General features: G+C 46.3%; 9 protein-coding genes. 4 read left to right on the top strand and 5 right to left on the bottom strand.

Annotated elements, in window-relative coordinates; translation table 11 throughout:
* Positions 1-4 precede the first annotated feature (4 nt).
* Positions 5-1,144, top strand: a complete 1,140-nt coding sequence (locus tag AC58UW_RS22075; protein WP_497422751.1) for an MBOAT family O-acyltransferase — start codon at positions 5-7, stop codon at positions 1,142-1,144.
* A 48-nt stretch (positions 1,145-1,192) separates the two neighbouring features.
* Complete coding sequence (locus AC58UW_RS22070) at positions 1,193-2,161, top strand: sugar phosphate isomerase/epimerase family protein (RefSeq protein ID WP_161410060.1); 969 nt, start codon at positions 1,193-1,195, stop codon at positions 2,159-2,161.
* Positions 2,162-2,272: 111 nt separating this feature from the next.
* On the opposite strand, the gene AC58UW_RS22065 is transcribed toward AC58UW_RS22070, so the two are convergent.
* From AC58UW_RS22065 to uvrB, 4 genes are all read right to left on the bottom strand, one after another.
* A complete protein-coding gene (locus AC58UW_RS22065) occupies positions 2,273-2,476 on the bottom strand; it encodes a DUF2759 family protein (RefSeq protein WP_497422750.1) in 204 nt (67 codons plus the stop codon).
* A 298-nt stretch (positions 2,477-2,774) separates the two neighbouring features.
* Positions 2,775-2,936, bottom strand: coding sequence for a hypothetical protein (locus AC58UW_RS22060; RefSeq protein WP_497422749.1), 162 nt, complete (start codon positions 2,934-2,936; stop codon positions 2,775-2,777).
* A gap of 586 nt (positions 2,937-3,522) precedes the next feature.
* Entirely contained in the window at positions 3,523-6,405 is a 2,883-nt protein-coding gene (uvrA, locus tag AC58UW_RS22055) for an excinuclease ABC subunit UvrA (protein ID WP_497422748.1), read from the bottom strand.
* A gap of 37 nt (positions 6,406-6,442) precedes the next feature.
* Positions 6,443-8,440 carry an excinuclease ABC subunit UvrB gene (gene uvrB, locus AC58UW_RS22050; protein ID WP_497422747.1) on the bottom strand — a complete coding sequence of 666 codons (1,998 nt, stop codon included), beginning with the start codon at positions 8,438-8,440 and terminating at the stop codon, positions 6,443-6,445.
* A 295-nt stretch (positions 8,441-8,735) separates the two neighbouring features.
* Between uvrB and AC58UW_RS22045 the strand changes: the two genes are divergently transcribed.
* Complete coding sequence (locus tag AC58UW_RS22045; RefSeq protein ID WP_497422746.1) at positions 8,736-9,536, top strand: flagellar motor protein; 801 nt, start codon at positions 8,736-8,738, stop codon at positions 9,534-9,536.
* On the top strand, positions 9,520-10,341 hold the full coding sequence (locus AC58UW_RS22040) for a flagellar motor protein MotB (RefSeq protein ID WP_497422745.1): 822 nt from the start codon (positions 9,520-9,522) through the stop codon (positions 10,339-10,341). The genes AC58UW_RS22045 and AC58UW_RS22040 overlap by 17 nt, the downstream gene beginning before the upstream one ends.
* A gap of 47 nt (positions 10,342-10,388) precedes the next feature.
* On the opposite strand, the gene AC58UW_RS22035 is transcribed toward AC58UW_RS22040, so the two are convergent.
* The gene (locus AC58UW_RS22035; RefSeq protein ID WP_497422744.1) at positions 10,389-11,672 is read right to left on the bottom strand and encodes a PDZ domain-containing protein; all 1,284 of its coding nucleotides are present in this window, start codon (positions 11,670-11,672) and stop codon (positions 10,389-10,391) included.
* Positions 11,673-11,732: the final 60 nt, after the last annotated feature.

The following is an 11,732-nucleotide window of genomic DNA, read 5'->3' as shown; positions in this document are numbered from 1 at the left end:
GCAAATGAACGCAATTATCGCTATGATTGGCATGGTTGCCGTTCTGATGCTCACCCGCAAGTGGGCCGACAACAAACGTATTCTGATGATTATTTTCAGTCTCTGCTTTTTACTGCTCTACAGCCAAAAGCTGCTAATTTTCTATGCTGCTTTTACAGTGATTAATTACGCTGGATTTGTGTATCTATGCCGCACGACCTTTTGGCGTAAAGCTACGTTCATATTTGCGCTTGCCGCTAATATTATCGGCGTTTTTCTAGGTGTCCGATTTTTCATCATGGGCGTTTTCCACAATTCCCTGTTCGACGCCGTCATCTATCTAGGACTCATCTATAATGTCTTGAAAGTGATCGATGCTTATTATTTCGCCTATTTCTTTGGAAAAGACGGCCAAGTGCCAGCTATTGATTATGCGAATTATCTGTTGTTTGTCCCGACCTTTACTTCAGGGCCGATCTTAAAATTCCGCGATTTTATGGCCGATAGCAAAAAACCATACACCGTAGACGCCGCCCTCTTCGAAGACAGTGTCAAACGGATTATTCTGGGCTTATTCAAAAAAATTGTCATCGTCACTTGGATGACCAGTGTCTTCGATCAAGTCCTGAAACAAGACTTGCACACACATCAGTCATTGTTTCTGCTCGTTTGGTTCTATGCACTCATTTACTTCGACTTTTCCGGATACTCGGATATGGCCATCGGATTTGGGCGTTTGATGGGCTATACGATGCCTGAAAACTTCAAGCGGCCGCTTCTCTCGCCATCTATGACACAATTCTGGCGTAACTGGCATGCAACGCTTGGCGATTTTTTCCGTGATCATATCTTCATGTTCTTCTCGCGTACGGTGCCTTCCCGCTGGGTTGCCTCCAGCTTGTCCATCTTAATTATGGTTCTAATGGGCTTGTGGCACGGTTTTACATGGCTTTATTTCTTCTACGGTCTTTATCACGGGATCATTCTTGCGATCGAAAACATTTTCAAAATTACAACGGTGAATAAAAAGAAAGTATCTAAAACCTATTTCTATTTCCGTTGTTTCGTAACGCAAGTTCTGGTCACGTTCTCCGTTATTATTTATAGTTCCAATTATGAAACAGTCCTGCGGATTTATAAAGGCTTGCTTCATTTTACAGGATGATAGTGGTATAATTTGTGTGGCTGTTTACCATTTATGGAGGTGTACCTAATGAAATTAGGCGTTTTTATGGTTCTGTTCGGTGGAAAACCTTTAGAGGAAGCTCTTGATTATGTGGCTTCTAAAGGCTTAGAAGCTGTCGAAATTGGTACTGGGGGCTACCCTGGTAATGCGCACTGCAACCCAATTGAGCTGCTTGCCGATGCTGGGAAATTAAAAGCTTTTAAACATGCGGTTGAATCCCGCGGCTTGACGATTAGTGCATTGAGCGTTCACGGAAACCCGCTTCACCCGCAAAAACAAATTGCGAAAGAATTCCACGATGCTATTATACAAACGATTGATCTTGCTGAGCGCCTTGAAGTCCCTGTGGTTAACACTTTCTCAGGCTGCCCTGGTGACCACGAGGATGCGAAATATCCGAACTGGCCAGTAGCTCCATGGCCGAACGATTTCCAAGAGATTCTTGACTGGCAGTGGGGAAACAAAGTCATTCCTTATTGGACGGAAACAGGTAAATATGCCTCTGACCGTAATATCAAAATCGGCTTGGAACTGCACGGCGGATTCTCCGTACATACACCAGCTACCCTTCTCCGTCTGCGTGAAGCAGCAGGTGATGCGATTGGTGCCAACCTTGACCCGAGTCACATGTGGTGGCAAGGAATTGACCCTGTACAAGCCGTACAAATTCTCGGCCGCGCAGGCGCGATTCACCATTTCCACGCGAAAGATACATCCATGGATGTTAACAATGTAAACCGTTACGGCGTTACAGACATGCAGTCCTATGCAAACATGCTGGATCGTGCATGGCAGTTCCGCTCCGTTGGCTACGGTCATGACATGAAAGTATGGGCTGACATCATCAGCGCACTACGCCTTGTCGGATACGACTATGTCGTGAGCATTGAGCACGAAGATGGACTGATGTCCGTTGAAGAAGGCTTCTCGAAAGCTGTTCAAAACTTGCAACAAGTTCTTATCAAAGAACCGCTTGGAGAAATGTGGTGGGTATAAGCGGTTAGCCGCTTAGCCTTCCCTAGCAATAAAAAAAGCCCGCAGGCGCCATGATCTTACGATCTTGGTCCCTGCGGGCTTTTATCTTGTGATGCATGGGTTAGCTCTGAATTACCAGCCTGTGATCATGACATAATCCATGAGGCCGAATACGAGCAAGGAAACTACCGCGAATCCTAGGGCAAACAAATTTCTTTTTGGGGAGATCAATTGTCTAATGACTGCAATGGCAATAATCACTGTGAAAATCAAAACGTAAATATCAAAACTTGTATACGTGCTTGTTGTTGCTGCTGCTTCTTCCGCGAATAACATGGTGAAACCCTCCTTCTGATAACTCGGTGCAAGGCACACGTCCTGCTATTTTAATTCTATGTTAGCTTGATTGGACACTAGATGCAAGTGATTAGGCGCATGTGTAACAAGTTTGTCACCTTTTGGTTAGATTAACCACCCTTTGCGGAAAATATTACACCCTAAAGGTTAAAGTGCCCTTCTTTTTCCCCCTTTATAACAACTCTTTCTAACCCATAATGGATACGAAATCAAAGAACCCGAACATCTCTGAAAGACATTCGGGTTTAGCTGACTATTTTATGTATTGAACTACTTCTTATGTCATTAATCCATAGGCGGAGAGTGTATCTTTATGCTCCTCAATTGGTGTAATCGGCTGATCCTTCAGCCCTATCTCTTTTTCCTGCCAGTCTAAAAAACGGAATGGATCTATTCCTAAAGCAGAAACAATCTCCTGTATCTCTAACGTCGGTTTCATAGCAATCCTCCATGAAGAAATAGATTTGTACAGCTTATATCTCTCGATCCTGAATAGTCAGCTAGGAATATCGTGTTGGAATTACTATCTTAATTATAGGACTATTCACTTATTTTTTGATAGAGGGTTAAATTGTCGAATCCAATTAAGTATTAACAAAAGTCATGGTAAATTAGTCGGAATTATGAAAATCCTGGCGAATGAGCACACATGAGCCTAGCTTATAGAAGACTAATGGTCCAACGAGGGTTGAAATCGAACTACAGAGTCTTATTTGAGTTAAATAGTCCGATTTACTGAGTCTGGGAAACTACAGGGCCCTATTTGGCGAAAAGTCTATCAAATAACCCGATGCTTGGCGAAATAGAGGAACTCAGTTCCCTCCATTAGGTGGAAGCGTAGTGATTCCGAGAAATAGCGGATCATAGTTCCGCTCGAACTCACGGCAATACAACCCATACAACCGATACATCTCCCGCCCCGTTTTCGTACGAGTTCAGAAATTGCGGACAATGTCCCCTCAATCTCTCAATAAAAAAAGGCCCCACGGAATTTCATCCGTGAGACCTCGCTACTATTCGGCCGCTTAGCCGACCGATTCTTCCAACACTTCTAACCGCTTCGCATAGTTTTCCGAGCGCTCCCGATCCCGTTCCAGGATCGGTTTCAAGTACTGGCCGGTATAGGAACCGGCCACCTTCACAACATCTTCCGGCGTACCGGAAGCCACGATCAGACCGCCTCGGCTACCGCCTTCGGGGCCTAGATCGATGAGGTGGTCCGCCGTCTTGATTACATCGAGGTTATGCTCGATGACAAGTACGGTTTCACCGCTCTCTACGAGGCGGTGAAGCACCTTCAGCAGACGATCGATATCGTGGATGTGGAGCCCTGTTGTGGGCTCATCCAAGATATAGATCGTCTTGCCTGTGCTGCGGCGGTACAGCTCCGCCGCGAGCTTCACGCGCTGGGCTTCGCCCCCGGACAGCGTCGTTGCCGGTTGGCCGAGTGTCATGTAGCCCAGCCCTACATCTAGAAGCGTCGTCAGCTTACGATGAATCCTCGGCAAGTTCTTGAAGAACTCGCAGCCGTCCTCAATCGTCATTTCGAGCACTTCCGAAATACTTTTACCTTTATATTTCACTTCCATTGTCTCACGATTGTATCGTTTGCCTTTGCACACTTCACAAGGCACGTAGACGTCTGGCAAGAAGTGCATCTCGATCTTGATAATGCCATCTCCGCGACAGGCCTCACAACGGCCACCCTTCACGTTAAAGCTGAAGCGTCCTTTTTTGTAGCCACGTACTTTTGCTTCATTCGTATTGGCGTACACATCACGGATGTCGTCAAAAACGCCTGTATAGGTTGCTGGATTCGAACGAGGTGTACGGCCAATCGGCGATTGGTCAATATCGATAACCTTATCGATATGCTCAAGCCCGATAATTTCTTTGTGATCACCAGGGCGAACTTTCGCTCCATTCAAATCGCGTGCCAGCGTTTTGAATAGGATCTCATTAATTAACGTACTTTTCCCGGAGCCGGACACACCCGTTACGCAGGTAAACACGCCTAGGGGCACTTTAGCTGAAACATTGCGCAAGTTGTTTTCTTTGGCCCCTTTGACTTCGATCCACTTGCCATTCGGCTTACGGCGCGCTGCAGGAATCGGAATGAACTTCTTGCCGCTTAGGTACTGACCGGTAAGCGAGTTTTCGTCCGCCATAAGCTCTGCAGGCGTACCTTGAGCAATGACTTGCCCCCCGTGAATACCGGCACCAGGTCCGATATCGATAATGTAATCCGCTGCCATCATCGTATCCTCATCATGCTCAACTACGATTAGCGTGTTACCTAGATTGCGCATATGTTCAAGCGTCTGAATCAGACGCGTATTATCTCGCTGATGCAGCCCGATGCTAGGCTCATCCAAAATATAAAGAACACCCATTAAGCTGGAGCCGATCTGTGTCGCGAGTCGAATCCGCTGTGCTTCTCCGCCTGACAACGTGCCCGCTGAACGGTGCATGGTTAAGTAGTCAAGACCAACATTCACTAGGAATCCGAGGCGAGCTCTGATTTCTTTGAGAATTAAGTTTGCAATGGTGAGGTCTCTCTCATTCAGATCAAGCCCCTTGAACCATTCCTCCGCATCTCCAATCGAAAGCGAGGTCGCGTGAGCAATATTCTTGCCGTTGATCGTCACTGCCAGTGTCTCGGGCTTCAGACGCTGTCCCTTACACTTCGGACATGGCTTCGTGCTCATGTAGGTCTGAATGTGCTCTCTGATGCCCTCAGAGAACGTATCCTTGAACCTGCGTTCCAAGTTACGAATGATACCTTCAAATGGAACCAGCGCTTCCTTGGTCGCTCCCATATCATTCTCATAGCGGAAGCGGATCTTCTCTCCGCCTGTCCCATAGAGAATGACTTTCATCTGCTCGCTTGAGAGCTCCGAAACGGAGACGTTTCGAGGGATCGAGTAGTGTTCACAAACTGCCGCAAGAAACTGCGGATAATAGTTGGACGTGCTGCCAGCCCAAGCTTCGAATGCGCCTTCTTCAATCGTCAGCTTCATATCCGGTACTAGCAGATCCGGATCGACAATCATCTGGCTGCCAAGTCCATCACATTCCGGGCAAGCCCCGAAAGGGGAGTTAAAAGAGAACATCCTTGGCGCCAGCTCTTCCACGCTAAAACCGCATTCCGGGCACGCCAGATTCTGACTAAACATCAGCTCTTCTTTGTCGATAATGTCCACAATAACTCGTCCATTCGCGAGCTTAAGCGCTGTTTCTAAAGAATCGGCAAGACGTGTTTGCACATCCTCTTTGATCACAATCCGGTCAACAACAACATCAATTGTGTGCTTTTTGTTCTTGTCGAGTTCAATCTTCTCGGAAAGATCGATTGTCTCTCCATTCACGCGTACCCTTACAAAGCCTTGCTTCTGAACGTCGGTAAAAAGCTTCGTATGCTCACCTTTGCGTCCTGAAACAAGTGGAGCCAGAATCTGAAGTTTAGTGCGCTCCGGATACTCCATGATGCGGTCTACCATTTGTTCTACAGTTTGCGATGTAATCTCAATGCCATGCGTCGGACAATGCGGACGTCCAATACGCGCATATAACAACCGCAGGTAGTCATAAATCTCCGTTACTGTACCCACTGTGGAGCGCGGATTTCGGCTTGTAGTCTTCTGATCAATAGAAATAGCCGGTGATAGACCATCGATGGAATCTACGTCCGGCTTATCCATATTGCCTAGAAATTGTCTGGCATATGCAGACAATGATTCAACGTATCTGCGCTGACCCTCGGCATAAATCGTATCAAAGGCCAACGACGACTTGCCCGAGCCGCTTAAGCCAGTTAAAACAACAAACTTATCGCGCGGAATCGTAACATCGATATTTTTTAGATTATGAGCTCTAGCTCCTTTAATGACGATTTGATCTCTAGACACGGGTAACCTTCCTCTCCTATGTGAGGCTGAAGCCCTTTTAGGCTTCAGCTTTCATTTCCATAATAGCGTCACGCAGCTGTGCCGCTCGTTCGAACTGCAAATTCTTCGCAGCTTCTTTCATTTCGCCTTCCAAACGCTCGATCAAGGAAGCGCGGTCTTTCTTCGACATCTTGGCACCCTTCACATCGGACAAATAATCTGCCTTCTGTTCCGCTACCTTCGTAGCTTCGATTACATCGCGAATTTTCTTAGCGATCGTTTGCGGTGTGATCCCATTCTTCTCATTATGAGCTTCCTGAATGCTACGGCGGCGACTCGTTTCACGAATGGCTTTCTCCATAGAGTCCGTAATCTTATCTCCATACATGATAACACGGCCATCGGCATTACGCGCTGCGCGTCCAATAGTTTGAATCATCGAGCGCTCCGATCGCAGGAAGCCTTCTTTGTCCGCATCCAGAATGGCGACGAGCGATACCTCCGGCAAATCGAGCCCTTCCCTGAGCAAGTTAATCCCAATTAACACATGGAAGGTACCCAAGCGCAAATCACGTAAGATTTGCATCCGCTCAAACGTCTTGATATCCGAGTGCAAATAACGAACTTTAATGCCGATTTCTTTAAAATAATCCGTCAAATCCTCAGACATTTTCTTCGTCAGTGTCGTTACGAGCACACGCTCGTCTTTCCGAATCCGATCATGAATTTCTGCAATCAAGTCATCAATCTGACCCTTCGTCGGTCTGACTTCAATAATTGGATCTAACAAGCCCGTAGGACGAATAATCTGCTGAGTCATATGAGGGCAATGCTCTAATTCGTAAGGTCCAGGTGTTGCTGATATATATAAAATCTGATTAACTTTCTCCTCGAACTCCTCGAAGCGCAATGGACGGTTATCCAGCGCAGAGGGCAAGCGGAAGCCGTGGTCAACCAGCACTTCTTTTCTAGCCCTGTCTCCGTTATACATAGCGCGAATTTGCGGCAGCGTCACATGGGACTCATCCACCATGAACAGCATGTCATCCGGGAAATAATCAATTAGCGTATACGGCGTTGCTCCGCGCTCACGGAATGTCAGCGGCCCTGAGTAATTCTCAATGCCTGAGCAGAAGCCCATCTCCTGCATCATTTCCATATCATAGCGCGTCCGCTGTTCCAGTCGCTGCGCTTCAAGCAGTTTCCCCTGCTCTTTCAGCTCGGCGAGACGCTCTTCCAACTCCCGCTCAATGTTAACAAGCGCACGCTTCATTGTATCTTCGTGCGTTACAAAGTGAGACGCTGGGAAAATCGCGATATGATCGCGTTCGCCAACAATCTCGCCCGTCAGTACATTAATCTCCGTAATCCGCTCGATTTCATCACCGAACAATTCCACTCTAACCGCTTGTTCGCCATGCGAAGCAGGGAAAATCTCAACAACATCCCCGCGAACGCGAAATGTTCCGCGTACAAAGTTCAAATCATTCCGCTGATATTGAATATCCACTAGCCTGTGCAAAATCTCATTGCGTGATTTCTCCATTCCCACGCGTAAAGAAAGCAGCAAATTACCATATTCCATCGGCGAACCCAAGCCGTAAATACATGACACACTCGCAACGATAATAACGTCACGGCGCTCAAATAAGGAGCTGGTCGCTGAGTGGCGAAGCTTATCTATCTCTTCATTGATGCTGGAATCTTTCTCGATGTAGGTGTCGGAGGAGGCAATGTAGGCTTCTGGCTGGTAGTAATCATAGTAACTTACGAAATAGGAGACGGCATTGTGGGGAAAAAACTCTTTGAACTCGCTGCACAGCTGTGCGGCTAATGTTTTATTGTGCGCAATAATCAAGGTAGGGCGGTTCAACTTAGCAATTACTTGCGCAGCAGTGAACGTTTTCCCAGTTCCCGTAGCTCCTAAGAGCGTCTGATGTCTATTGCCGGCTTGAATACTTTGAACGATTTCTTCAATTGCTTTGGGCTGATCCCCTTGTGGAGCAAAATCAGAAACAAGCTCAAATTTCTTAGAGCTCTTAACAAGTTCACTCATCAATAATCACCTACACTTATTGGTAATAAATCGAACTTTTATCCTATTCATTTTCGTTTTGTAATTTCCGATAAAGAAGGTTATGGAACCTGTCGTACATATATGATGACAACATTTCAAGCTCATCATAAGAATGTTTGTTCTGGTTTTTCCATTATACTCTTTTTAAATCTTTGATGCAAACGGCAATATCTGTTATGGCCTGAATACGTCACTAAGAGACACACAACACACTTTCATCAGGCCACTTGTAGGGCCCCCAATTCTTTTTACGCTAAATAGGAGTGGTACAGTCATGGATTTGACAACGGTTTTAGGTTTAGTTTTAGGTCTAGTAGGTTTGATTGGCGGTTACATGTGGGATGGCGGCCACGTTAGTTCATTGATTATCCCGAGCGCAATGTTAATTGTTTTCGGCGGAACATTTGGAGCGGTTGCAGTCAGTTTCCCTCTTTCTATTCTAGCGAAAATCCCAAAAGCTCTAGGCATTGCTTTCAAAGAAGTAAAAAGAGATCCAGCAGCTACTATTGAAGAGCTTGTGGACATGGCTTCTGTTGCCCGAAGAGAAGGTGTTCTTGCTCTCGAGCAGCGCGCTCAGGAGCATACCAATCCGTTCCTGAAGGATGGTTTGCTAATGGTCGTGGATGGAACAGATCCCGAATTAACCAGACAAATCCTCGAGCTTGAAATGGATGCGATTGAGCACCAGGTTGATAATATGGCCAAAATATTCGAAGCTGGAGGCGGCTATGCGCCAACGATGGGGATTATCGGAACCGTTATGGGACTGATTCACGTTCTCGGCAATCTTGAAGATCCATCGAGTCTCGGACCGGCTATCGCTGTTGCCTTCACAGCTACTCTATATGGTGTTATGAGCGCCAACTTAATTTATCTGCCGCTTGCGACCAAAATTAAAGTGCGCGGTAAGGAAATGGTTGCTGAAATGGAACTGATGCTTGAAGGCATTCTTGCTCTGCAAGCCGGTGAAAACCCGCAATTAATTAAGAAAAAACTGACTTCCTTCCTCCACGAGAAATCGTCCAAAAAAGCACCAGTTGTAGGGGAGGAAGCCGATTATGGCGAGGAGAAGTAAGAAGCGAGAAGAGCATGTCAATCATGAAAGATGGCTCATTACCTATGCTGACTTAATCACCCTTCTGCTCGTTTTCTTCATTATTATGTATGCGATGAGTAAGGTCGATGTTCAAAAGTATGCCGTTCTGGCGCAAGTATTAAACATGCAGTTCCAGAAAGCCGACTCTGTCTTGGACAAAGGGAGCGGCATCAGCGGCCAAATGACCCCAAAACAAGGTGACTCCGACAGCAAGGACAAAGATTACACCAAGCAAAATCTTGACGATCAGAAGGAAGAAAAAGATAAAGTAAAGCCTGATGAGAATGAGAAAGAAAAGCGTGAGAAAGAGCTTCAAGATCTTTTGAAGCAAGTACAAGCTTACATCAAGGATCAAAATCTAGAGGCGCAAGTATCCGCTAGCGATACAGAGCGGGGTGTAGCAATTACACTGAATGATTTGTTCTTATTTGATCTAGGAAAAGCAGATCTCAAAGGTGCCTCGGCCCCTATTCTGCAAAAGCTCGCTTCCCTCTTCCCGACGCTAAACAGTAAAGTAAGCATCGAAGGCCATACCGATGACTTGCCGCTGGCAACGGGCTCTCCTTACAAAGATAACTGGGGACTCTCGTTCGCTCGTTCCCTTTCGGTGCTGCGTTATTTCAGCGACACAGCTAATCTGGATGACAAGAAATTCATCGCAACAGCCTATTCGGATACAATGCCCAAAGTTCCAAATAACAGCGATGAGAACCGCAGCAAAAACCGCCGCGTTGAAATCATTGTCTTGCGTGATGAGCTAGCTCCAAGCAATGTTCCAAAATAAGCAAAAGACCCTACCCCTCAATTAAGAGAGAATGGGTCTTCTTTTTTTTACATCGATTTTGTCGAATCATTCTTTAGCAAACCTGTTAATTTCCCTCGCAAATAAGAAAAAAGATGCACGGGTCTATGCTCTGTAAAGTACAAAGCCTCCTGATCTGGAGCTAAAATAATGCCTAGCTGATGATGGTCACCGTTAAAAATCGCCCGGTTCAGAAAGCGCACCTCGCCTTCCTCATTCAATACCTCCAGCTTACAGAACGCCGAGTTGAGCCCCATTGCTAAGTGCAAATCAGACTTCGTCTTAATTTTATGGCCATTTACTTTATGAATGATTTCACCAGTTTGAATCCCCAAATCTTGTGCTGGGCTATTTGGAACAACAGACAGCACCATGAGCCCTCGTGATGAATGCACATAGAAAGGAATTTGCTTCTCTTCCGTCCATTGATTATAGCGGATCAATCCCTCATGCAATGCTATGCTTAGCAACGCCCCTAACAATACAATCACCGACCAATAATGAGCAGCAATAGCGGCAGCTAGTAGGATAATGCCATAAAGGTAAAGCAGATTCGCGCTTGCACGCGCTTGCTTGCGGGGTAGTTTCGAGATCGTTAGCTCCGTGAATCCGATCATGGCCGGGAAGGCTAACAAGGTCCATCCTGAGGCGAGGTTTGCACCGAACAATGTTACCCATGGTAGACTTAGATCGCTACCACCCGTCATTGGGACTAGCAAAAATAATGGTACAGGCCAGAAGCCTTGCAGTTGTTGGCCCCCAATGATTTGCCCGCGTTTCCCTTCGAGAAATAACGGCGTCGCCATGCGTGCTCCTTGGAAATGAGTAAGCATCCCCTCAAGCAGATGAAGAACAGCAACAATGATCAGCAAAGAAGGAATGTCCGCATGTTCAACGATATCCAGCATGGGTAGAGACTCTTTCAGACTAGCCAAATCAGGAATCCATGACAAGATCACTTGAGCGACTCCTAGGATGCCTACAGCGTAGGCCAAACAGAGGAATCTCACCCTGAGCAAGACGAGGATGACAGTGATGACCCACAATAAAATAACCACATCAAATTGAATGTTCACGCCCACGAACAATAACAGTATCGAGGCGCACACACCTCCAATCCAGCCCCAAAAAACCGTTCTCCACGTCTCATTGAGCAAGGAATGCAGCCGTGTATGAAATAACTTACGTTCCATTTGAATTTGCTTCCGATAATGCAGCACAATAAATAAAACACCTATATAGTAGAAAGGATTCGCAAACAATTGCCCCACCGCGTGAAGCAGTCTGTCCAAGAGTTGAATCAGTACATCCATAACGATTCCGGTCTCCTCGGTATAAAGAAAATAGGAAGGCTGCCGAAGCACCCTTCCTAC

The sequence above is a fragment of the Paenibacillus sp. J22R160 genome (assembly GCF_059692135.1).
Note: the sequence above shows the minus strand (reverse complement) of the source record. Positions and strands in the feature narration are given on the sequence as shown.